The organism is Mesorhizobium sp. L2C066B000 (genome assembly GCF_000502335.1).
Taxonomy (GTDB): Bacteria; Pseudomonadota; Alphaproteobacteria; order Rhizobiales; family Rhizobiaceae; genus Mesorhizobium.
On the sequence record NZ_AYWZ01000009.1, the window covers coordinates 110,566 to 134,058 of the forward strand.

The 23,493-nt window shown below is 63.2% G+C and carries 19 protein-coding genes; 6 read left to right on the forward strand and 13 right to left on the reverse strand.

Annotated elements, in window-relative coordinates; translation table 11 throughout:
* Positions 1 to 48: 48 nt before the first annotated feature.
* The 8 genes from X733_RS146770 to X733_RS146735 form a co-directional block, all read right to left on the reverse strand.
* Positions 49 to 1,677, reverse strand: a complete 1,629-nt coding sequence (locus X733_RS146770; protein WP_023752773.1) for an alpha-D-glucose phosphate-specific phosphoglucomutase — start codon at positions 1,675 to 1,677, stop codon at positions 49 to 51.
* A gap of 3 nt (positions 1,678 to 1,680) precedes the next feature.
* The gene (gene glgA / locus X733_RS146765) at positions 1,681 to 3,126 is read right to left on the reverse strand and encodes a glycogen synthase GlgA (RefSeq protein ID WP_023819223.1); all 1,446 of its coding nucleotides are present in this window, start codon (positions 3,124 to 3,126) and stop codon (positions 1,681 to 1,683) included.
* A gap of 19 nt (positions 3,127 to 3,145) precedes the next feature.
* Positions 3,146 to 4,411, reverse strand: coding sequence for a glucose-1-phosphate adenylyltransferase (gene glgC / locus X733_RS146760; protein ID WP_023715696.1), 1,266 nt, complete (start codon positions 4,409 to 4,411; stop codon positions 3,146 to 3,148).
* An 83-nt stretch (positions 4,412 to 4,494) separates the two neighbouring features.
* Positions 4,495 to 6,708 (reverse strand): 1,4-alpha-glucan branching protein GlgB, encoded by a 2,214-nt coding sequence (glgB, locus tag X733_RS146755; protein WP_023819224.1) that lies wholly within the window; start codon positions 6,706 to 6,708, stop codon positions 4,495 to 4,497.
* A gap of 71 nt (positions 6,709 to 6,779) precedes the next feature.
* Positions 6,780 to 9,242 (reverse strand): glycogen/starch/alpha-glucan phosphorylase, encoded by a 2,463-nt coding sequence (locus X733_RS146750; protein ID WP_023819225.1) that lies wholly within the window; start codon positions 9,240 to 9,242, stop codon positions 6,780 to 6,782.
* Between the two features lie 140 nt (positions 9,243 to 9,382).
* On the reverse strand, positions 9,383 to 10,165 hold the full coding sequence (locus X733_RS146745; RefSeq protein ID WP_023670726.1) for an ATP-binding cassette domain-containing protein: 783 nt from the start codon (positions 10,163 to 10,165) through the stop codon (positions 9,383 to 9,385).
* Complete coding sequence (locus X733_RS146740; RefSeq protein ID WP_023819226.1) at positions 10,162 to 11,223, reverse strand: ABC transporter permease; 1,062 nt, start codon at positions 11,221 to 11,223, stop codon at positions 10,162 to 10,164. The genes X733_RS146745 and X733_RS146740 overlap by 4 nt, the downstream gene beginning before the upstream one ends.
* Positions 11,224 to 11,373: 150 nt before the next feature.
* Positions 11,374 to 12,390: a sugar ABC transporter substrate-binding protein gene (locus X733_RS146735; RefSeq protein WP_023670724.1), complete on the reverse strand. Its 1,017-nt coding sequence runs from the start codon at positions 12,388 to 12,390 to the stop codon at positions 11,374 to 11,376.
* A 225-nt stretch (positions 12,391 to 12,615) separates the two neighbouring features.
* Between X733_RS146735 and X733_RS146730 the strand changes: the two genes are divergently transcribed.
* From X733_RS146730 to X733_RS146715, 4 genes are all read left to right on the forward strand, one after another.
* Positions 12,616 to 13,842 carry an ROK family transcriptional regulator gene (locus X733_RS146730; RefSeq protein ID WP_023819227.1) on the forward strand — a complete coding sequence of 409 codons (1,227 nt, stop codon included), beginning with the start codon at positions 12,616 to 12,618 and terminating at the stop codon, positions 13,840 to 13,842.
* Positions 13,843 to 14,289 carry an RbsD/FucU domain-containing protein gene (locus X733_RS146725; protein ID WP_023715700.1) on the forward strand — a complete coding sequence of 149 codons (447 nt, stop codon included), beginning with the start codon at positions 13,843 to 13,845 and terminating at the stop codon, positions 14,287 to 14,289.
* Positions 14,286 to 15,209 (forward strand): carbohydrate kinase, encoded by a 924-nt coding sequence (locus X733_RS146720; RefSeq protein WP_023819228.1) that lies wholly within the window; start codon positions 14,286 to 14,288, stop codon positions 15,207 to 15,209. Before X733_RS146725 ends, X733_RS146720 begins: the two co-directional genes overlap by 4 nt.
* Positions 15,210 to 15,506: 297 nt before the next feature.
* Positions 15,507 to 16,649 (forward strand): DegT/DnrJ/EryC1/StrS aminotransferase family protein, encoded by a 1,143-nt coding sequence (locus X733_RS146715; protein WP_023819229.1) that lies wholly within the window; start codon positions 15,507 to 15,509, stop codon positions 16,647 to 16,649.
* Between the two features lies 1 nt (position 16,650).
* Here X733_RS146715 and cysQ read toward each other — a convergent pair whose 3' ends face one another.
* The 4 genes from cysQ to X733_RS146695 form a co-directional block, all read right to left on the reverse strand.
* Complete coding sequence (gene cysQ / locus X733_RS146710) at positions 16,651 to 17,439, reverse strand: 3'(2'),5'-bisphosphate nucleotidase CysQ (protein WP_031193602.1); 789 nt, start codon at positions 17,437 to 17,439, stop codon at positions 16,651 to 16,653.
* A gap of 10 nt (positions 17,440 to 17,449) precedes the next feature.
* On the reverse strand, positions 17,450 to 19,387 hold the full coding sequence (cysN, locus tag X733_RS146705) for a sulfate adenylyltransferase subunit CysN (protein ID WP_023670718.1): 1,938 nt from the start codon (positions 19,385 to 19,387) through the stop codon (positions 17,450 to 17,452).
* 2 nt (positions 19,388 to 19,389) lie between these two features.
* Positions 19,390 to 20,295 (reverse strand): sulfate adenylyltransferase subunit CysD, encoded by a 906-nt coding sequence (gene cysD / locus X733_RS146700; protein WP_023670717.1) that lies wholly within the window; start codon positions 20,293 to 20,295, stop codon positions 19,390 to 19,392.
* A gap of 114 nt (positions 20,296 to 20,409) precedes the next feature.
* Positions 20,410 to 20,667, reverse strand: coding sequence for a hypothetical protein (locus X733_RS146695; RefSeq protein ID WP_023819231.1), 258 nt, complete (start codon positions 20,665 to 20,667; stop codon positions 20,410 to 20,412).
* Between the two features lie 41 nt (positions 20,668 to 20,708).
* On the opposite strand from X733_RS146695, the gene X733_RS146690 reads away from it, so the two are divergent.
* Both X733_RS146690 and X733_RS146685 read left to right on the forward strand, forming a co-directional pair.
* Entirely contained in the window at positions 20,709 to 22,001 is a 1,293-nt protein-coding gene (locus X733_RS146690; RefSeq protein WP_031193605.1) for an O-antigen ligase, read from the forward strand.
* On the forward strand, positions 21,998 to 22,948 hold the full coding sequence (locus X733_RS146685) for an NAD-dependent epimerase/dehydratase family protein (RefSeq protein WP_023819233.1): 951 nt from the start codon (positions 21,998 to 22,000) through the stop codon (positions 22,946 to 22,948). Before X733_RS146690 ends, X733_RS146685 begins: the two co-directional genes overlap by 4 nt.
* On the opposite strand, the gene X733_RS146680 is transcribed toward X733_RS146685, so the two are convergent.
* Positions 22,921 to 23,478 carry a sugar transferase gene (locus tag X733_RS146680; protein ID WP_023819234.1) on the reverse strand — a complete coding sequence of 186 codons (558 nt, stop codon included), beginning with the start codon at positions 23,476 to 23,478 and terminating at the stop codon, positions 22,921 to 22,923. The two genes, X733_RS146685 and X733_RS146680, sit on opposite strands and share 28 nt — an antisense overlap.
* Positions 23,479 to 23,493 lie beyond the last annotated feature (15 nt).

Sequence of the window (23,493 nt, forward strand, 5' to 3'; positions counted from 1 at the left end):
CGCGGATCGACCCTCCCCACAAGGGCGAGGGTAAAGACGTCACCACCCTCAAGTAATCACGCTCGGCTTGTTGCGCCCGGTGTGGCTCTTGATCCCGGCGATATCATCGGCAGCCGCGATCAGGTCGGCGAGCGCCTCTTGCGTGTCGAGATCATGCCGCGCTCTGTCCGGCTCGTAGCGCTCGATGTATACGCGCAGCGTAGCACCCGACGTGCCGGTGCCGGACAAACGAAACACGACACGCGAGCCGCCTTCGAACAGGATGCGGATGCCCTGGTTCTTGCTCACCGAACCGTCGACCGGATCGTGATAGGCGAAGTCGTCGGCATTGGCGATCTTCAGGCCGCGCACGCTGGTGCCGGGCAGCGAGGTCAGCTTGGCGCGCAACTCGTCGACCAGGGCGTTGGCGCGCTCGGTTTCGACCTCCTCATAGTCATGACGTGAATAGTAATTGCGGCCGTAGGTCGCCCAATGTTCGGTGACGACGTCCTTGCAGCTTTCGCCGCGCACGGCCAGGATGTTCAGCCACAACAGCACCGCCCACAGCCCGTCCTTTTCACGGACATGGTTCGAGCCGGTGCCGGCGCTTTCCTCGCCGCAGATCGTTGCCATGCCGGCATCGAGCAGATTGCCGAAGAACTTCCAACCGGTCGGCGTTTCGTAGATGCCGATGCCGAGCTGTTCGGCGACGCGGTCGGCAGCGCCGCTGGTCGGCATCGAGCGGGCGATGCCTTTGAGGCCGTCCTTGTAGCCCGGCGCCAATTGCGCATTGGCGGCAAGCATGGCCACCGAATCCGACGGGGTGACGAAAATGCCCTTGCCGATGATGAGATTGCGGTCACCGTCGCCGTCGGAAGCGGCGCCGAAATCGGGCGCATCCGGTCCCATCATCTCGTCATAGAGATGCTTGGCGTGGACCAGGTTCGGATCCGGGTGATGGCCGCCAAAATCCGGCAGCGGCTTGTAGTTGCGGCAGGTGCCATTCTCCGCGCCGAGCCGGCGCTCGAGGATTTCCTTGGCATACGGGCCGGTGACCGCATGCATGGCGTCGAAGCGCATGCGGAAGCCGTATTTGAAATTGGCGCGGATGGCGTCGAAGTCGAACAGGCTCTCCATCAATTCGGCATAGTCGGTGACCGGGTCGATAATCTCGACCGCCATGCCGCCGGCGGTCACCGTGCCGATCTTGTCGATGTCGATCTGGTCGATGTCGGCGGTCTTGAAGCTCGAAATCGTCTTGGTCTTTTCGAAGATCGCGTCGGTCAGCTTTTCCGGCGCCGGGCCGCCATTGCCGGCATTGTACTTGATGCCGAAATCCTCGTGCGGGCCGCCCGGATTGTGACTGGCCGACAGGATGATGCCGCCGAAGGTCTTGTATTTGCGGATGACATGCGACGCCGCCGGCGTCGACAATATGCCGCCCTGCCCGACCATCACCTTGCCGAAGCCGTTGGCCGCCGCCATGGCGATGGCCTTCTGGATGACCTCGCGGTTGTAGAAGCGGCCGTCGCCGCCGATCACCAGCGTCTTGCCCTCAAAGCCCTCCAGCGCGTCGAAGATCGACTGGATGAAGTTCTCGGCATAGTGCTCCTGCTGAAAGACAGGCACCTTCTTGCGCAGGCCGGACGTGCCGGGTTTCTGGTCGAGATAGGGTTTGGTGGCGACGGTCCGGATCATGCTTCAGGCAACCCTTTTCGAAAGCAGCAGGCGGTAGAGTTCAACGTATTTGTCGGCGCTCTTGTCCCAGGAGACATCGGCCTTCATGCCCTGGCGCTGGATCTGTTCCCAGACGGCCGGGCTCGAATGCGCATCGACCAGCCGGCGGATGGCGTGCAGCATGGCGCCGCCACTATTGGGCGCGAACTGGAAGCCGGTGGCGACACCGGCCGAGATCGCTGCTTCATTGGCGTCGATGATGGTGTCGGCAAGGCCGCCGGTGCGGGCGACGACCGGCACGCAGCCATAGCGTAGGCCGTAAAGCTGGGTCAGCCCGCAAGGCTCGAAGCGCGACGGGATGACGATGGCGTCGCAGCCGCCCTGCATGGTGTGGGAAAGCCCCTCGTCATAGCCGACGACGACGCCGACACGGCCGCGATGGCGGGCGGTGGCAGCCAGCAGCGCGCCTTCCAGGCCGGCGTCGCCTGAGCCGAGGATCGCCAGCCGCGCGCCGGTGGCGACGACGCCGTCGACCACAGCCGCCAGTATGTCCATGCCCTTCTGCCAGGTCAGCCGGCTGACGACGCAGACGATCGGACTGTCGTCGCGCTCGAGGCTGAAGCGGTCCTCGACAACCGCCCGGTTGGGAAGCCGAGCCTTGAGCGTCGCGGCGGAGTAGGCCGACACCAGATGCTTGTCGGTCTCCGGGTTCCAGATGTCGGTGTCGATGCCGTTGACGATGCCGTAGAGGTCGGAAGAGCGCATGTTGATCAGGCCGTCGAGGCCCATGCCGAATTCCGGCGAGCGGATTTCCTGGGCATAGGTGGGGCTCACCGTGGTGATCGCCCAGGCCGCCTGCAGGCCGGCCTTGAGGAAGCCGACGCCGCCATAGTATTCTACGCCGTCGAGCGCCATCGCCGCGGCCGGCAAGCCGAGCTCGCCAAAAATGCCGGCGCCGAACTGACCCTGGAAGGCAAGGTTGTGAACCGTGATCAGCGACGGCACGCCGACCGCCTTGCCGTAGCGCATATAGGCCAGCGTCATCGCCGACTGCCAGTCATGGGCGTGGACGAGATCCGGCTGGTAGCCGGAAATGGCGCCGCCGGCGATATCGCCACCGACCTGGCTCAGCGCAGCAAAACGCCGCCAATTGTCGGGCCAATCGGCGCCGGCCGCATTGCCGTAAGGGCCGCCGGGACGATCGTAGAGATGCGGCGCGTCGAGCACGAACAGGTCGAGCCCGGCGATCTTGACGGCATGGACCGAAGCCTTGCCGCCCTGCAGCAGCGGGTATTGGTAGACAGCCTTCTTTTTCTTGAAGGCGTCCATCACCTGGGGAAAGCCGGGGATGAGCGTGCGCATGGTCACGCCCCTGGCGGCCAGCGCGATCGGCAATGCGCCGGTCACGTCGGCAAGTCCGCCGGTCTTGATCAGCGGGAATATCTCGGGCGTGACCGACAGAACCTGCATGCGTTTATGGTACCCCGTCTTACAGCTTCAGCTTGTCGATCATGTCCTGCGTGACCAGGCAGATGCCCTTTTCCGAAACCCGGAAACGCTTGGCGTCGAGAACAGGGTCTTCACCAACCACCAGCCCTTCCGGTATCCTTACACCGTGGTCGATGACGACGCGCTTCAACTTTGCGTTCCGGCCGACATGAACGTCGGGCAGCATGACGACCTCTTCCAGCGTCGAATAGGAGTTGATGCGCGCGCCGGTGAAGATCAGGCTGCGCTTCAGCGAAGCACCCGAGACGATGCAATCGCCTGAGACCAGCGAGGAGACGGCCGAACCGCGCCGGCCATCCTCGTCATGCACGAACTTTGCCGGCGGCTTCAATTCGGCATAGGTCCAGATCGGCCAGTCGCGGTCGTAGAGGTCGAGTTCGGGAGTGATGTCGGTCAGGTCGATATTGGCTTCCCAGTAGGCGTCGACCGTGCCGACATCGCGCCAATAGGCTTCGTTCTCGGCCGTCGAGCGCACGCAGGACTTGGCGAAGCGATGCGCGATCGCCTTACCGTGCTGGACGATGTAGGGGATGATGTCCTTGCCGAAGTCGCGGCTCGAACCCGGCTCGGCCGCATCGCGGCGCAGTTGTTCCATCAGGAACTTGGTCTTGAAGACATAAATGCCCATGGAGGCCAGCGCGAATTCCGGCTTGTCGGGAATGCCGGGCGGGTCGGCGGGCTTTTCGACGAACGCGATGATGTTGTCCTTGCCATCGACATGCATGACACCGAAGCCGGTCGCTTCCAAGCGCGGCACTTCCAGGCAACCGACAGTGACGTCGGCATTGGCATCGACGTGCTGGCGCAGCATCAGCTCGTAGTCCATCTTGTAGATATGGTCGCCGGCCAGGATCACCATGTATTCAGGGCCATAGGCCTCGATGATGTCGATGTTCTGGTAGACGGCGTCGGCGGTGCCTTCATACCACTGCGTTTCCGAGACACGCTGCGAGGCCGGCAGGATGTCGAAACTTTCGTTTCGCTCCGGGCGCAGGAAGTTCCAGCCGCGCTGCAGGTGGCGGATCAGCGAATGCGCCTTGTACTGGGTGGCGACACCGAGGCGACGAATGCCGGAATTCAGCGCATTGGACAGCGCGAAATCGATGATGCGCGTCTTGCCGCCGAAATAGACAGCCGGCTTGGCGCGGCGGTCGGTCAATTCCTTGAGCCGGCTGCCGCGGCCGCCGGCCAGCACATAGGCCATGGCATCGCGCGCCAGCGGCTGGGTTCTCTTCAAGTCTGCCATTTTTACCCTCCCAAATTACCAGTCTGGAGCATCGCCCGGTCCGCAACGAGTCGACGGACCTAATCCGTAACGAGTTGACGGACCTAGTCCGCAACGAGTTCAAGCATGATCGTCGACAGCGGCGGCAAAAGCATCGTTGCCGAAATGCCTCCTCCTTCCGCCCTGGCTTCGACCACACCGCCATTGCCCTTGCCCGAACCACCGTAGTCCGAAGCGTCGGTGTTGATGATTTCGCGCCATTTGCCGACCTTGGGCAATGGCACGCGATAATTGTCGCGCGGCACTGGCGTGAAGTTGGAAATGACGGCGATCGGGTTGCCGCCGGGCGCGCTGCGCAGCCAGGCGAAGACCGAGTTTTCCTTGTCGTCGACGATCAGCCAGGAGAAGCCGTCCGGCTCGCAGTCGCGTGCATGCAGCGCCGGGCGCGAGCGATAGAGATAGTTGAGGTCGCGCACCGTCTGCCAGACGCCGCGATGCGGGTGGAAGTCGAGCAGGTTCCAGTCGAGCGCGCGCGCCTCGCTCCACTCGCGGCGCTGGGCGAATTCCTGGCCCATGAACAACAGCTTCTTGCCGGGATAGCCCCACATGAAGGCATAGAAGGCGCGCAAAGTCGCGAACTTCTGCCAGTCGTCGCCGGCCATCTTGCCGAGCAGCGTGCCCTTGCCGTGCACGACCTCGTCATGGGACAGCGGCAGCACGAAATTCTCGGAGAAGGCGTAGGTCAGGCCGAAGGTCAGGTCGTTGTGGTGATGTTTGCGGAAGATCGGCTCCTTGGCGAAATACTCCAGCGTGTCGTGCATAAAGCCCATGTTCCATTTGAAGCCGAAGCCCAGCCCGCCTTCATGCACCGGCGCCGAGACCTTCGGCCATGAAGTCGATTCCTCGGCGATGGTCATCACGCCGGGATGGTGGCCGTAGACCTCCTTGTTCATCTTCTGCAGGAAGGAGACTGCTTCGAGGTTTTCGCGGCCGCCCTTCTCGTTGGGGATCCACTCGCCGGCCTTGCGCGAATAATCGAGGTAGAGCATCGAGGCCACTGCATCCACGCGCAAACCGTCGACATGGTATTTCTCGGCCCAGAACAGCGCATTGTTGACCAGGAACGACACCACCTCGCGGCGGCCGAAATTGTAGATCGCGGTGTTCCAGTCGGGATGAAAACCCTTGCGCGGGTCGGCATGCTCATAAAGTGCTGTGCCGTCGAAATTGGCCAGGCCATGCGCGTCGACCGGGAAATGCGCCGGCACCCAGTCGAGGATGACGCCGACGCCGGCGCGGTGCGCACCGTCGACGAAACGGGCGAAGCCGTCGGGGTCGCCGAAGCGCGCCGAGGGGGCATAAAGTCCGGTTGTCTGATAACCCCATGACGGGTCATAGGGATGTTCGGAGATCGGCAGGAACTCGATGTGGGTGAAGCCGGTCTCGACAGCATAGGGGATGAGCTGGTTGGCGAGTTCGTCCCATGACAGGAAGCTGCCATCATCGTGCTGCTGCCACGAACCGGCATGGACCTCGTAGATCGATATGGCTTCGCGCCGCGGATCGGCCTTTCGCCAGTAATTGCGATGCGCCTCGTCGCCCCATTCATGCGCCGGCGGCACCGCCGTCACCGATGCTGTGGCCGGGCGCAGTTCAGACTTGAAGGCGAACGGATCGGCCTTGAGCGGCAGGCGCACGCCGTCGGGGGCAATGATCTCGTATTTATAGGGGTGGCCGGCGCCGATATCGGGAATGAACAGCTCCCAGATGCCGGTGTCGCGGCGGTCGCGCATCGTATGGCGGCGGCCGTCCCATTCGTTGAAGTCGCCGACCACGGAGACGCGCCTTGCATTGGGCGCCCAGACGGCGAAATTGACGCCCGACGCGCCTTCATGGTCGAGGAGATGGGCGCCGAGCTTGTCGAACAGCCTGAGGTGCGACCCTTGCGCGATATAGTAGTCGTCCATCGGGCCGAGCACCGGGCCGAAGGAATAGGGATCGGTCAGCCACCAGTCGCCGCCGGCATTTTTGGCGTGATAGCGCAGCGGCTGACGCTTCTTGATCGACAGTCTGCCTTCGAAGAAACCGGCGTCGTCGCGCCGCGTGAGTTCGCCGGCGTTCTTGCCGGCCAGCGTGTATGCGGTGACGAACTCGGCATTGGGGACGAAGCAGCGGGCAACCAGACCCTTGCCGGCTTCATGCACGCCCAGGATTGCAAAAGGATCGCCATGCGTGCCTGCAACAATTGCGGCGACATCGCCGGCTGACGCCAGCCCGTCCGACTCGCTCGTCGTCGCGGTCGCGCGCGGTTTCTTCATCAGGCGGTGTCCCTCCCTGGGAACCAGTTCTTGTGCACAAGACCCTTTGCTCGTGGCCTCATGCAATCATATCAGGCGGGCACGTTCCAGATTTCTTTCGCATATTGGCGGATCGTGCGATCGGAAGAGAACCAGCCGACGCGGGCAACGTTGCGGATAGCGCGCGCGTACCAATCGGGGCTGTTGCGCCAGACGGCGTCGACATCGCGCTGGGCGGCGGCATAGGCGTCGAAATCCGCCGCCACCATGAACCAATCGCTGTTGTAGAGACCGTCGACCAGCTCGCGGTAGCGATCCGGCTGGTCGGGCGAGAACACGCCCGACGATACTGCGGCAACAGCCTGCGCCAATTCAGGGGAGCCCTCGATCACGGCGCGCGGGTTGTAGCCATTGCTGCGCCGCTCGGCGACTTCCGCCGTGCTCAGGCCGAAGATGAAGATGTTGTCGTCGCCGACGCATTCCTTGATCTCGACATTGGCGCCGTCGAGCGTGCCGATGGTCAAGGCGCCGTTCAGCGCGAACTTCATGTTGCCGGTGCCCGACGCCTCCATGCCGGCAGTCGAAATCTGCTCGGACAGGTCGGCGGCCGGCATCATCACCTCGGCCAGGCTGACATTGTAGTTCGGCACGAACACCACTTTCAGCAGCCCGCGCACCGACGGGTCGCTGTTGATGACCTTGGCGACGTCGTTGGCCAGTTTGATGATCAGCTTGGCATTGTGGTAGCTGGGCGCCGCTTTGCCGCCGAAGAATTTGACGCGCGGCATCCAGTCCTGTTCGGGATGCGAGCGGATCTGGTCGTAGAGCGCGATCGCTTCCAGGATGTTGAGCAGCTGGCGCTTGTATTCGTGGATGCGCTTGACCTGGATGTCGAACAGCGCCGACGGGTCGAGCTTGATGCCGAGCCGGTCGGCGACCAGATTGGCGAGCTTGACCTTGTTGGAGCGCTTGACGGCGGCGAACTTGTCGCGGAAGGCGGCGTCACCGGCAAAGGCTTCGAGCCCCTTGATGGCGTCGATGTCGTCGAGGAAACGGTCCCCGATCGCCGCGCGGGCGAGCGCGGTGAGGCCTGGATTGCACTGGATCAGCCAGCGGCGTGGCGTGATTCCGTTGGTCTTGTTGTTGATGCGATCGGGATAGAGCTTGTGGAGATCGGCAAACACCGTCTCCTTCATCAGCTCGGTGTGCAACGCCGACACGCCATTGATCGAGTGCGAGCCGACAAAGGCCAGGTTACCCATGCGCACGCGGCGGTCGCCATTTTCCTGGATCAGGGAGATGCGGCTGATCTGCTCATTGGAAAACTGGTTGGTGGCGCGGGCCTCAAGCAAAACCTGCGCATTGATGGCGTAGACGATCTGCATATGGCGCGGCAAAAGCCGTTCGAACAGCGGCACCGGCCAGCTTTCCAGCGCCTCCGGTAGCAGCGTGTGGTTGGTGTAGCCGAAGGTGCGCTTGGTAATATCCCAGGCCTGGTCGAAATCCATGCCATGGACGTCCATCAGCAGGCGCATCAGCTCCGGCACGGCGATCGCCGGATGGGTGTCGTTGAGATGGATCGCCGCCTTGTCGGGCAGCGAGGCGAGATCGCCATACTGGCTGAGATGGCGCTGGACGATGTCCTGCAGCGACGCGGTGGAGAAGAAATATTCCTGCCGCAGCCGCAGTTCCTGGCCGGCCTTGTGGGAATCTGCGGGGTAAAGCACACGCGACAAGGCATCGGCCTTGTTGCTTTCGGCCAGCGCGCCGATGTGGTCGCCGGCGTTAAACTTGTCGAGCAGGATCGGATCGATCGGCATGCCGGACCAAAGCCGCAGCGTGTTGACGCGGTTGGCGCGCCAGCCGACCACCGGGGTGTCGTAGGCGACGGCCTGGACATGCTCGGTCGGCTTCCAGACGTGACGTTCGAGCCGGCCATCCTTGGAGGTGATCGATTCCACCGAGCCGCCGAAGCCGACCTCGAAGGCGCGTTCGCGGCGCTCGAACTCCCATGGGTTGCCGTGGTCGAGCCAGGTTTCGGGCAGTTCGACCTGCCAGCCATCATGGATCTCCTGGCGGAACATGCCGTTGGCGTAGCGAATGCCGTAGCCATGCGCGGGAATGTCGACGGTCGCCATGCTTTCCATGAAGCAGGCGGCGAGCCGGCCAAGACCGCCATTGCCGAGCGCTGCATCCGGTTCGAGCCCGGCGATGAGGTCGAGGTCGACGCCCAGCGACTTGAGCGCTTCTCGCATATTGTCCATCAGGCCGAGATTGGAGAAGGCATCGCGCATCAGCCGGCCGATGAGGAATTCGAGCGACAGGTAATAGACGCGCTTTTCCTGCTGGGCGTAGGCCTCCTGCGTCGCCTGCATCCAGTGATCGACGATGCGGTCGCGCACGACCTTGATCGAGGCTGTCAGCCAATCATATTGCGTGGCAACGGAGGTGCCTTTGCCGACCCGGTATTTGAGAGCCAGCAAGACTTCGTCGGCCAGCGTCTTGGGATCGGGTATTTCGAGATCGGGGGCTTTGGCTGTCATTGTTCGCGTCATACTGCCTCTCGTGATCGTGCTGCGATCATACCGGCTTTCGCTCTCAGTCCCAGCCTATCCTAGTGCATCGCAACATACGTTCAATCGATTTAGACCAGCATGCCGCCAGTTCCCCTGCGGCAATTTATCCGTCGAGCGGATCAGGCAGCGAGTGCAGCCTCCGGCGGAACCTTCGCTCCCGTCATGAAGGCGACGGCGTCGGACATGGTATATTGCTTGGGATCGATGACGCAGAGGCGGCGACCCAGCCGATGGATATGGATGCGGTCGGCAACCTCGAAGACATGCGGCATGTTGTGCGAGATCAGCACGATCGGCAGGCCTCGCTTCTTGACGTCGAGGATCAGTTCCAGCACGCGGCGGCTCTCCTTGACGCCGAGTGCCGCGGTCGGCTCATCCATGATCACCACACGGCTGCCGAAAGCGGCGGCGCGCGCCACCGCCACGCCCTGACGCTGGCCACCCGACAGCGTTTCCACCGCCTGGCTGATGTTCTGGATGGTCATCAGCCCAAGCTCGGTCAGCTTGTCGCGGGCGCGCTTTTCCATTGCGGGCCGGTCGAGCATACGAAGCCAGTCGCCGAGGAAGCCGGGTTTGCGGATCTCGCGGCCGAGGAACATGTTGTCGGCGATCGACAGAGCCGGCGACAAAGCCAGGTTTTGGTAGACCGTCTCGATGCCCGCCTCGCGCGCCTCCATGGGCGATTTGAAAGCGACAGCTTTGCCTTCAAGACGGATCTCGCCTTCGTCGGGCACGGCGGCGCCGGAAATCGCCTTGATCAGCGATGATTTGCCGGCGCCATTGTCTCCGATGACGGCCAGGATTTCGCCGGGGTAGAGGTCGAAGTCGGCATTGTCGAGGGCGGTGACACGGCCATAGCGCTTGATCAGGCCGCGCGCGGTGAGGATGGGTTCCACGGTCATGCCGAAACCTTTCTGATCCATTGGTCGATCGCCACGGCGCCGATGATCAGCACACCGGTGAGCAGCACCTTCCATTGCGGATCGGCGCCCAGCATGTTGAGGCCCATCGAGACGACGCCGACGATCATCGCGCCGAAAAGCGTGCCCAGAATTGAGCCGCGCCCGCCGAACAGTGAAATGCCGCCGATCACCGTCGCGGTTATCGCCTGCAGGTTGTAGTCGGTGACGGCGGCTGACGGCGAGATCGAGCCGTTGCGGCCGATGGAAACCCAGGCAGCAAAAGCGGCGATCAACCCGGCAAGGGTGTAGACCGTCATCAACACCTTCTTGGTCTGGATGCCAGACAGCTTCGCCGCCTCCTGATCATCGCCAACGGCGTAGACATGGCGGCCCCAGGCGGTGTGATTGAGCACGTACCAGAGGATCAAAACGAGCACGACCGTGGCGATGACGCCCAGTGTCAGCACCGCTGTGCCGATCTTGAAACTCAGGGCAAAGAGATGCAGCAGCGGCGCCTGGGCGTCGACATCGGTATCGCGGATCGTCTCGTTGGCCGAATAGATGAAGTTCGTCGCCATGACGATGTTCCAGGTGCCGAGCGTGACGATGAACGGCGGCAGCTTCATGTAGGCGACCAGCAAACCGTTGAGCAGGCCGCAGGCCGCGCCGGCGGCAAGCCCGATGGGCACTGCGAGCACGGCCGGCATGCCGTAGCTGACCGCGCAATTGCCCATGATCACGGCCGAAATCACCATGATCACGCCGATCGACAGGTCGATGCCGGCGGTCAGGATGACCAGTGTCTGCGCGACACCGAGGATGCCGACGATGGCGATCTGCTGCAGGATCAGCGTCAGCGTATAGGATGAGAAGAAACGCCCGCCAATGGCGATGCCGAAAATTACGATCGACAGGACCAGCACAATCAGCGGCACCGCCGCCGGCGTGGAGTGCAGGAAATGCTGGATGCGCTTGACGGCCGATTTGTGCTCGTCAAAGGCGGCAACGCTTGTGTCGCTGCTCGAGAGAACCTTCTCGAATTCCTGTGCTTGAGCCATGTTTCCTCCCCTGGGCTTCAGCTCCATGCCGATACCCGCTCGCGCCTGTCCGGTCTGCTGCCGGGATTATTCGCGTGACGCATCGTCCACCCGAAGCGGCCGGGGATCAAGCCCCCGGCCGTCAGCTTGTCGCTGGCTGTCAGACAGCCATCAGCCCCAGCACTTGGCGAGGCCTTCCTTGGTGTCGATCGACTTCACGCCATTGGCCGGCTTGTCGGTGACGAGGTTGACGCCGGTGTCGAAGAAATTCTTGCCTTCGGTCGGCTTAGGCTTGGCGCCGTCCTTGGCGAAGGCGGCGATCGCCTCGATGCCGAGTGCCGCCATCTGCAGCGGGTATTGCTGCGAGGTGGCGCCAATGACGCCTTCGGTCACCGACTTCACACCGGGACAGCCGCCATCGACCGAGACGATCAGCACCTGGCTTTCGAGCCCGACCGCCTTGAGCGCCTGGTAGGCGCCGACAGCGGCGGGCTCGTTGATGGTGTGGATGACGGTGATGGAGTTGTCCTTCTGCAGAAGGTTTTCCATCGCCTTGCGGCCGCCTTCTTCATTGCCGTTGGTGACGTCGTGGCCGACGATGCGGGCATCGTCCTCATCGCCGATCTTGTTGGGATCCTTCACGTCGATGCCGAAGCCCATCATGAAGCCCTGGTCGCGCAGCACATCCACGGTCGGCTGTGAGGGGGTCAGGTCGAGGAAGCCGATCTTGGCGTCCTTGGCCTTGTCGCCGAGGGTCGCGGCTGCCCAGGCGCCGATCAGCTTGCCGGCTTCCAGATTGTCCGTCGCGAAGGTCGCGTCGGCGGCATCGATCGGGTCCAGCGGGGTATCGAGCGCGATCACCAGCAGGCCGGCGTCACGCGCCTTCTTCACCGTCGGCACAATGCCCTTGGTGTCGGACGCGGTGATCAGGATGCCCTTGGCGCCGTCGGCGATGCAGCTTTCGATCGCCGCCACCTGGCTCTCGCTATCGCCGTCGATCTTGCCGGCATAGGTCTTGAGGTCGACGCCAAGTTCCTTGGCCTTGGCGGTCGCGCCCTCCTTCATCTTGACGAAGAAGGGGTTGGTGTCGGTCTTGGTGATCAGGCAGGCGCCGACCCCGGCGGCCGATGCTGTCGAAGCAAACGCCATCAGGCCGAGGCCCGCCGCGGCGAACACGGTGGACTTCAATAAAGCTTTGGTCACGATCTTCCTCCCATGGAACCATGCGGATGCCGCCAACCGGCATCTCGAGCGCATCCACTGAAGTTCTCCCAGTGTGGACGCGCCCTCAAATGACACCAGCGGGAGCCGCCTGTCAATAATTAAATCACTCTTATTTATTATTGACAGCTTTGCGCGGTTCACTCATTCTGCCGCAAAAGCAGTAAGAATAAACCAAGGGAAGGAACAAGGGTGGAGACCGGCATTGCGAGGCACGGTTCGCCCGAGGCGGCCGCCAGCCGTCTCCACCGTGGCACCAACCAGAGCGGCATGCGCGACCACAATGAGCGGCTGGTGCTGTCGTTGGTTCGCCAGCACGGCAGCTTGGCCAAATCAGACATTGCGCGCATGACCGGGCTTTCAGCGCAGACCGTCTCGGTCATCATGCGCGAACTGGAGGAAGACAGCCTGCTGCTGCGCCAGGCGCCGTTGCGCGGCAAGATCGGCCAGCCCTCCATCCCGATGGCGCTGAACCCCGAAGGCGCCTTCTTCATCGGCCTCAAGATCGGCCGCCGCAGCGCCGAACTGGTGCTGATCGATTTCCTCGGAACTGTGCGTTCCATGCTGCAGCACTCCTACCGCTATCCGGCGCCGCGCGAGACGGTTGAGTTCGTCACCGAAGGCATGAAGACGATGCGCGCCGAACTGACACCTGCGCAGGACAAGCGCATTGCCGGGCTCGGCATCGCCATGCCGTTCGAACTGTGGAACTGGGCCGACACCGCCGGCGCGCCGCGCGACATCATGGACGAATGGCGCCATCGCGACATCCGTGCCGACATCCAGGCGCAGTGCGAATTCCCGGTCTATCTGCAGAATGACGCCACCTCCGCCTGCGGCGCCGAACTGGTGTTCGGCCAGACCGGCGGCTCGCGCGACTTCGTCTATTTCTATATCGGCGCCTTTGCCGGCGGCGGCATCGTGCTCAACGGCCGGCTGTTCGGCGGGCCAACCGGAAATGCCGGGGCGCTGGGTTCGATGCCGGTGCCGGGACCAGACGGCAAGCCGACGCAGCTCATCGACGTCGCCTCGATCGCCATGCTGGAAAAGGCGCTTAACGCACGCGGCATTGACGGCTCCTATCTCTGGACCTCGCCGCAGGAATGGGGCGAGATCGGCGCCGATCTGGACGACTGGATTGCCACCGCCTCGCAGGCGCTTGCCTACGCCATTGTCGCGGCGTCCTCGGTGATCGATTTCGAGGCCGCGGTGATCGATGGCTGGATGCCGCTCGCCGTACGCCGCCGGCTCGTCGATGCCGTCAGGCAGGCGATCGGCACCATTGACGGCGAAGGCCTGAAGCTTCCGGTGGTGCGCGAAGGCACCGTCGGCATCCATGCCCGGGCGCTGGGCGGCGCCAGCCTGCCGCTGTCCGAACGCTTCCTCATCGGTTCGACCACCATTTCCCGGAGCACCTGAATGCTGATCGGTATTCCGTCGCTGCTCGGTCCGGAGCTTCTGGCGACATTGCGCGCCATGGGCCATGGCGACGAGATCGCGCTTGTCGACGGCAACTATCCGGCGGAAGAACAGGCAAACCGGCTGATCCGCGCCGACGGTCTTCACCTCATACCGGTGCTTGACGCCATTTTGAGCGTTCTGCCGGTGGATGATTTCGTGCCGGAAGCGCTGTTTCGTGCCTCGGTCAAAGGCGATCCCTCGGTCGCCGATCCGGTCCACCATGAAATCGAAACGATCTGCACCAGGCGCGCGCCGGGCCGCAAGGTGGTTGCGCTGGCGGGCGCCGACTTCTATGCACGCGTCCGGTCGGCATATGCGATCGTCGCCACCAGCGAACCCCGGCTCTATGCCAACATCATCATCCGCAAGGGCGTGATCTATCCGCCGGAGAACAAGAAATCATGATCCTCTGCTGCGGCGAAGCCCTGATCGACATGCTGCCGCGCACCACGACACAGGGAGAGCCGGCCTTTGCGCCCTATGTCGGCGGCGCGGTGTTCAACACGGCGATCGCGCTTGGCCGCCTCGGCGCGCCCGCCGGCTTCTTTTCCGGCCTGTCGTCGGATCTGTTCGGCGGCCAGTTCCGCGAGGCGCTCGGCGCAAGCAAGGTCAGCTCCACCTATGCGCACACCTCCCCTCGCCCGACCACGCTCGCCTTCGTGCGGCTCACCAACGGCCAGGCGACCTACACTTTCTATGACGAAAACACCGCCGGGCGCATGCTGACGACAGCGGACCTGCCGGAACTCGGCGCCGAGATCGAAGCCATGCTGTTTGGCGCCATCAGCCTGATTTCGGATCCGGCGGGTGCTGCCTACGAAGAATTCATGAAACGCGAGCACGAACGCCGCGTCATGATGCTCGACCCCAACATCCGGCCGAACTTCATCCCCGACAAAGCCAAGCACCTCCGGCGCATCCGCTCGATGATGGCGATGGCCGACATCGTGAAGCTATCGGATGAGGATCTGCACTGGTTCGGCGAGGCCGGCTCGCATGAGGACGTCATCCGCAATTGGCTCGATCGGGGCCCCAAGCTGATCGTTGTCACCCATGGCAGCGAAGGCGCAGTCGGCTACAGCAGGGATCACAAGGTCACGGTGATGCCGCATAAGGTGGAAGTGGTCGACACGGTCGGCGCCGGCGACACTTTCAATGCCGGCATTCTGGCCTCGCTGCACGAGCAAGGCCTGCTCACCAAGGCCGGGATCGGCGGCCTTTCGGAGGACGCCATCCGTCAGGCGCTGGCCCTCGGCGCCAAAGCGGCGGCGGTGACCGTGTCGCGGGCCGGCGCCAACCCGCCCTGGCGGCACGAAATCGCCTGATCCACGCTTAGTCCGCCGCCAGCCGCTGCAAGCAGCCGATCACTTTATGTTTCCGCGAGCCGGAAAGACGCACTGAATCAGCCGGATTAATAGGCGGCGAAGCCCGGATTTCCGGCATCTTGCGGCAATGCAGGGAAAGCCTGAAGTAACAGGCTGCGACACCTAGACAACCCGTCCCGCGGCCGGTCCGGCTTTCTAGACCGGCCCAACTCTGGTACCAGCGGCCCGGTTAAGTTGTTGTTTCTGTGCGTGTCATTGTCCCCGGGGCAGCCCGCACCACACCGTTTTGAGGCCGACATGCAGTTCATCGATCTTGGCGCGCAGCGCGAACGTATCCGCGACCGGCTGAAGGCCGCGATCGACAATGTCGTCGAGGAAGGCCGCTATATCCTCGGACCGCAAGTCACCGAATTCGAAAACAAGCTCGCAGCCTATATCGGCACCAAGCATGTCGTGGCCTGCGCCAACGGCACCGACGCGCTGCTGTTGCCGCTATTTGCCGCCGGTATCGGCCCCGGCGACGCGGTGTTCGTGCCGAGCTTCACCTTTGCCGCGACGGCGGAAGTGGTGGCGCTTGCCAAGGCCGAACCGGTTTTCGTCGATGTGGACGCCGAGACCTACAACATCGACATCGCCAGCCTCGAGGCGGCGATCGCCATGATCAAGAAGGAAGGCCGGCTGAAGCCGAAGGCGATTATTCCCGTCGACCTGTTCGGGCTTGCCGCCGACTACGAGGCGATCATGGCGATTGCCAAGCGCGAAGGGCTGCTGGTGATCGAGGATGCGGCGCAGTCGATCGGCGGTTCGGCCGACGGCACAATGTGCGGCGCCTTCGGCCATGTCGGCTCGACCAGCTTTTATCCGGCCAAGCCGCTGGGCTGCTACGGCGATGGCGGCGCGATGTTCACCAATGACGACGCGCTGGCCGACCAGCTGCGCTCGTTTGCGTTCCACGGTAAGGGCGAGACGCAGTATGACAATGTCCGCGTCGGCATCAATTCACGCCTCGACACGATCCAGGCGGCGATCCTGATCGAGAAACTCGCCATCCTCGAAGACGAGATGGTCGCCCGCCAGGTGGTGGCCAAGCGCTACGCCGAAGGTCTCGGCGACATCGTCAAGACGTCACGCAATCTGGGCGGTGGCCGCTCGGCCTGGGCGCAATACGCCATCGAGACGCCGAAGCGCGACGGGTTGAGGGCGCATCTCGGCGAAAAGGGCATCCCTTCGGTGATCTATTATGTGAAGCCGCTGCACGAGCAGGTCGCTTATCGCGACTATCCGCGCACGCCGACCGGGCTTGCGGTTTCGGAGGAACTGCCGAAGCGCATCCTGTGCCTGCCGATGCATCCCTATCTCAGCGAAGCCGACCAGGACCGCATCATCGAGACGATCCGCAACTACATTGGCTCGAACTCGGCGCATGTAGCGGCGGCGTAAGTTACGCCGCGTCCGCCGCCTTCCCGCTCGCAATAAAATGCGGGTTGGCGAAATCCTCGGCGTCGCTCTGTTTGCGCTTGCCATAGGTGAGCGGCTCGCCGTCCAGCGTGCGCGTCATGCCGCCGGCGGCGCGCAGTACGGCGTCGCCGGCCGCCGTGTCCCATTCCATGGTGCGGCCGAAGCGCGGATAGATGTCGGCTTCGGCTGCGGCGAGCAGGCAGAATTTCAGCGATGAGCCGACCGAGACGATCTCGGCGGCGCCGAGATCCTTGATGAAGGCTTCGGTCTCCGGGGTGTTGTGCGAGCGGCTGGCAACGACCGCCAGCGGCGTGACCGCCCTCCTAACCGAAATCCGCCGGCGGCCGACGATACGGAAGTCGCCATCGACCTCGATTGCTTCGGCCCAGCCCGGCCGTCCAGAGAAGAACCGCCCGCTGCACGGTGCGAAGACGACGCCGATCTCCGGCACGCCGTGCCGGACAAGCGCGATGTTGACGGTGAAATCGGTCCGGCGGTTGACGAATTCCTTCGTTCCATCGAGCGGATCGATCAGGAAGAAGGCGCCATCCAGATCGGGCGGCACAATGCCTTCGGCGACCTCTTCCTCGGCCACGCAGGGAACATCGGGATAGGCCGCACGCAGGCCGGCGAGGATGATCGTCTCGCTCTCGCGGTCGGCTTCCGTGACCGGCGAGGAGTCCGACTTGCTGTCGACCGCGCAGCCGGCCTTGAAGACCCGCATCACCTCGCGTCCGGCTTCGAGCGCCAGGCGCTCGAACACGTCGAGCATCACTTCGTCGTCAGATGCCGCCGCCGCTGTCATATTGGTCTTCGGCAATGTCGCGCTCATTCAGCCAGTGTTCCAGAGCCTCTACCATCTCCTCGGCCGTCTTGCCGAGTGTCTTGAGATGGATTTCGGGATTTTCGGGAGCTTCATACGGGGAATCGACGCCGGTGAAGTTCTTGATCTCGCCATTCAGCGCCCGTGCGTAAAGGCCTTTCGGGTCGCGTCGGGCGCATTCCTCGAACGGCGTATCGACGAACACTTCGACGAACTCGCCGTCGGCCATCAACTCCCTGGCCATGCGCCGCTCGGCGCTGAAGGGGGAAATGAAGGAGACGATGACGATCAGCCCGGCATCGGCCATCAGCTTTGCCACTTCGGCGACACGGCGGATGTTTTCGACCCGATCGGCGTCGGTGAAGCCGAGATCGCGGTTGAGGCCGTGGCGGACATTGTCGCCGTCGAGAATGTAGGTGTGACGCCCCGAAGCGAACAGCTTCTTCTCAAGCAGATTGGCGATGGTCGACTTGCCCGAGCCGGAAAGACCGGTGAACCAGAATACGGCGGGGCGCTGGCTCTTGAGGTCGGAGCGGCCGCGCTTGCCGACATCGAGCGACTGCCAATGGATGTTTTCGGCGCGGCGCAAGGAATGCAGGATCATGCCGGCGCCAACCGTGGCATTGGTGATGCGGTCGATCAGGATGAAGGCGCCGGTATCGCGGTTGTCGGCGAAGGTGTCGAAGGCGATCGGCGCCCGGGTCGAGATATTGCAGATGCCGACTTCGTTCATCTCGAGCGACTTCGCCGCCTCGCGAGCGAAGTCGTTGACGTTGACCCGGTATTTCAGGTCGGTGACGGTGGCGCTGGTCTGGTCGGTCTCGGTGCGCAGTATATAGGAGCGTCCCGGCAGCAGCGCTGCCTCGTCGAACCAGACGATGTTGGCGGCGAACTGGTCGGCGACCTGCGGCCGTGCCGCCGGCGACACCAGCATGTTGCCTCTGGAGACCTCGACCTCGTCATCGAGCACAAGGGTGATGGCCTGGCCGGCCACCGCCTGGGCAAGATCGCCGCCTTGCGCGACGATGCGCTTGACCCGCGAGGCCTTGCCGGATTTGGCGACCACCACCTCGTCGCCCTGCGCGACGGAGCCGGACGCGATGGTGCCGGCAAAGCCGCGGAAGTCGAGATTGGGCCGGTTGACATACTGCACCGGAAACCGGAACGGCAGTTCGACCGCGGCCTCGTCGACCGATATGGTTTCGAGATGCTCGATCAGCGACGGGCCGGAATACCACGCCGTCTTGCCGGAGCGGCTGGTGACATTGTCCCCATAGCGGGCCGACATCGGGATCGGCACGATCGTCTGGAAGCCGAGCTCGTGCGAGAACTGCCGGTAATCCTCGACGATACGGTCGAACACCGCCTGGTCGAAATCGACGAGGTCGATCTTGTTGACGGCAAGCACGATATGGCGGATGCCGAGCAGCGAAGCGATGATCGAGTGGCGCCGGGTCTGGCGCAGCACACCCTGGCGCGCATCGATCAGCACGATGGCGAGATCGGCAGTCGATGCGCCGGTCGCCATGTTGCGGGTGTACTGTTCATGGCCGGGGGTGTCGGCGACGATGAACTTGCGCTTGGGCGTGGCGAAGAAGCGGTAGGCGACGTCGATGGTGATGCCTTGCTCGCGCTCGGCCTCGAGGCCGTCGACCAGAAGCGCGAAGTCGATGTCGTCGCCAGTGGTGCCGTGCTTGCGGGAATCGCGCTCGAGTGCGGCGAGCTGGTCCTCGAAGATCTGCTTTGTGTCGGACAGAAGACGGCCGATCAGCGTCGACTTGCCGTCGTCGACCGAGCCGCAGGTGAGGAAGCGCAGCAGCGACTTCTTCTCCTGCGCCGCCATGTATTCGCGCACGCCGTCGGTGGGAGCGAGGCTCTTGGCCAGGATATGGCGCATGCTCAGAAATATCCCTCGCGCTTCTTCTTTTCCATCGAGCCGGCTTCATCGCGGTCGATGAGGCGGCCCTGGCGCTCGGAGGTGCGCGCCGTCAGCATCTCGCCGACGATGGCTTCGAGCGTGTCGGCGTCGGATTCGATGGCGCCGGTCAGCGGATAACAGCCGAGCGTGCGGAAACGCACCAGACGGTTCTCCATCGTCTCACCGGGGCGCAATTGCATGCGATCGTCATCCTTCATGATCAGCATGCCGTCGCGTTCGACCACCGGCCGCTCCTTGGCGAAATAGAGCGGCACGATCGGGATGTTTTCCTGCAGAATGTACTGCCAGATATCGAGCTCGGTCCAGTTCGACAACGGAAACACGCGGATCGATTCGCCCGGCGCGATGCGGGTGTTGAAGATCTTCCACATCTCCGGCCGCTGGTTCTTCGGGTCCCAGACATGCTGGGCGTTGCGGAAGGAAAAGATGCGCTCCTTGGCGCGCGACTTCTCCTCGTCGCGCCGAGCCCCGCCGAAGGCAGCGTCAAAGCCGTATTTGTCGAGCGCCTGGCGCAACGCCACCGTCTTCATGACATGGGTGTGGGTGTTCGAGCCATGGTCAAAGGGGTTGATACCGTCGCGCACGCCGTCTTCATTGACGTGGACCAGCAGGTCGAAGCCGAGCTTCTGCGCCATCTGGTCGCGAAAGGCGATCATCTCGCGGAACTTCCAGGTGGTGTCGACATGCAGGAAGGGGAAAGGCGGCTTGGCCGGATAGAAGGCCTTCATCGCCAGATGCATCAGCACGGAGGAATCCTTGCCGACGGAATAGAGCATCACCGGCTTGGAGAACGAGGCGGCAACCTCACGGAAGATGTGGATGGACTCGGCCTCGAGCCGCTGCAGGTGCGTAAGCGCGATGTTCATGGACTGTGAGCGTTCTCTCGTGCAATCCAGACCTTGCATCAGATGGATCGGGCGTCCTTTTCAGCCGCCCGGTTCAAGCTTCACTGCTGGACACTATCGGTTCGTGCCGGCGTTCTAGCAGATCGCCACCTGATATAACAACGCTGGAAAGGCGGCGGCCACACCGATCGGCAACGAATTTTCCATGAAAAGCCTAGAATCCGAAAATTCCTGCCCGACGGAGCGATAGCATTCAAAGGCCGGGAAAAATCTTGCCTGGACCGAAAGAAACGCCGGCCCGACCTCGTCGCACTTTCGAAAACCGCACCCAGCCGCTATACCGGCTCCTGAACCTGCGCCGGGCGGCATGCCGCAAATGCCGCCGCCAAACATTGTCCGTCGCCACGCGACCCAGCGCATTGTGAACCAGAGCATTGACCCCGATCTCCGCCATCAAGCAGCACGTTTCGCCGTCACGGATCAACGTCACCTTCTCCATTTTGTGCTTCTTTTTCCCGCCGGTACTGGGATCGGGGGTCAGCTTTTTGTTCAATGGCGGCGGCCTGTGGTCGGTGCTTCTGCTTGCGCTGAAAAGACGGCGTTTCAACATCGACCGGCCGATGACCGCGATGACGGTGGCCATCTATGCCTATTGCGCAGCCAGCGTGCTCGCCTCCATCGTCAACAATTCGATCGCCAGGGATGCGCCGCATCTGGCAGGGCTGATCACCTTCCTGTTTTTCCCTGTCTCATACGCGACCTGGAGCATTACCGAGAAAACCACGCTGACGCGCATCGTCGTGCTGGCGAGCGCCGCCGCCTGTTTTGGCGCCCTGCTGCTGGCGGTCGTGCAATATCACGGGCTGGGCATACGGGCCGAAGGCGGCGCCGGCAATCCGATCGTGTTCGCGACCGTCGCCTGCCTCAGCATGATGATGTGCCTGGCAGGCGCGTTATCGGGTGTCGAAAAGAACAGGGCGTTGCTGGCCTGCGCGACACTGGCCGGCGCGGTCGCCATTGTCTATTCGGGGTCGCGGATCATCTGGCTGGCGATGCTGGTGGCCGGCATCGCGGTCCTGCTGATCAACCGTCGCAAGCTCAACAACAGAAACGCCATTCGGCTTTTGCTGATTGCGGGCGCGATCGGCATCGTCATCGCGGTCATTGGTCTCCCCATCATTTCCGAGCGCGCGGCCTTCCTGTTCAGCGACTGGGATGCGCTCGCCACGAAGGGCGACCACACGACCGCGCTCGGCTTGCGCGCAGCACTTTGGCAGATTGGGCTGAGCGCCTTCCACGACATGCCGATTTTCGGTCACGGCATTGCTGCAAGCCGTGAGCTGATAAAGGATGGATTCCACAATCAGTTCCACATGCCGTCCACGGGCTTCAGCCATTTTCACAATGGCTTCCTGACTGCATTGGTGGAGGCCGGGCTGCTTGGAGCCGTAACGCTCGCGGCTGTGTTCTTCGTTGCCGCGAGAAACGCGGCCATCGTGCTGCGCACCAGCACGGACGCGATCGAGCGGTTCGGCGCCACGATGATTGTCGTCACTGCGATCACCTACCTCATCGGCGGCCTGACCGGCATCCTGGTCGGCCACGACATCCTCGATGCCACACTGATGGTGTTCCTGGTGTCCGGGACATATCTTGCATCGGGCCGGCAACAAATGCTGCCGGAACAACAGGCACCGGCCCCGGCGCCCCAGGCAAGCCGGCCGTGAAAGTGCTGGTCACAGGCGCGACGGGTTTCATCTGCAGGCAGGTCGTCAACCAGCTGCGCGAAGCCGGGTTCGGGGTGCGCATGGCATCGCGCCACCCGGAACGGCTCGATCCCGTGAGCGATGCGGTTTTGTTGCCGGAATTCGACGCGCCGGCCCAGGCATTCCAGGCGCTGATGCGAGATGTCACCCATGTCGTCCACTGTGCGGCGCTCAACAATGACCGCAAGGCGAGCGAAGCCGACTTCATGGCCGCCAACGCGACACTGACCGCCCAGCTGGCGCGCGCGGCCGCCTGGCGGACAAGCGGGCGCTTCATCTATCTGTCGTCGATCCGGGCAGTGGCCGGTCCCGGTTTCAGCGGAACGATCAGCGAGGCGACGCCCCCTGCCCCGCAATGCGCCTATGGGCGCTCGAAACGAGAAGGCGAGACCAGGATGCTCGAAGCCTATGCCTCCAGGCCTACCGACGCCACGACGTTGCGCCTGCCGCCGGTCTATGGCGAAGGCATGAAGGGAAACCTGGCGTACCTGATGCGCCTGGGCGGCGTGCCTATAGCCTTGTCGCTGCCGGCGGCGACCTTCAGTGGCCTCCGATCATTGATGTCATGCGAGAGTGCGGCGCGAACCGCTGTTTATCTGCTCAGCCGTCCGCAGTCGCTTCGCCCCGCCTACGTCGCCTGCGACCTCCCGCCCCTCCCGGTCTCATCCATCATCATGGCCTTCCGGGACGGTTATGGCTACTCGTTGAAGCTGTCCAGAGTGCCCGGCGGCCTGGTGCGGGCAGCACTGACCTTGATCGGCAAACGCAAGGCGTGGGAGGCGATGACCGCGACCCAAATTTGCGATCCGTCCCTGCTGGTATCCGAAGGCTGGGCGCCGCAGACCGATACGCTGGAACAGCTGACCGAGCTCGCACGCCGCTACAAAACGGGTGCCGTTCGGCGGTAGAAAATCGTGCCTATGAGAATGCGGACATCGAGGCCCACCGATGCCGACTTTAAATACTCGGCATCGGTTTCGGCGCAGAGCTTTGGGTCGGACATGTCGATGCCTTTCATCTGCGCGAGCCCGGTAATGCCCGGAAGCGCCGCAAGCACACCCAATTGCCTGCGGCGTTCGATCAATTCGGTTTGCGTGGGCAGGCATGGACGCGGCCCAACCAGGCTCATCTCGCCCTTGAGCACGTTCCAGAGCTGCGGCAGCTCGTCGATCTTGAATTTCCGCAGCACCTTGCCGACGGCAGTGACGGAAATTGCCGGCGCCTGATGCGAGGGCAGAGACGGCGTTCCCACAACCATCGTGCGCAGCTTGTGGCAGGCAAATGGCACCCCGTGCTGGCCGACACGGGTTTGAGAGAAGAGTGCCGGTCCGGGCGACGACAGCCTGATTGCCAGTATGGCAAGCAGGGTGACGGGCGAGGTCAGCGGCAACAGGACCGCCGCCGCGACGAGATCGAACGCTCGCTTGGGTCCCCTCATGGCCATCTCGGCATG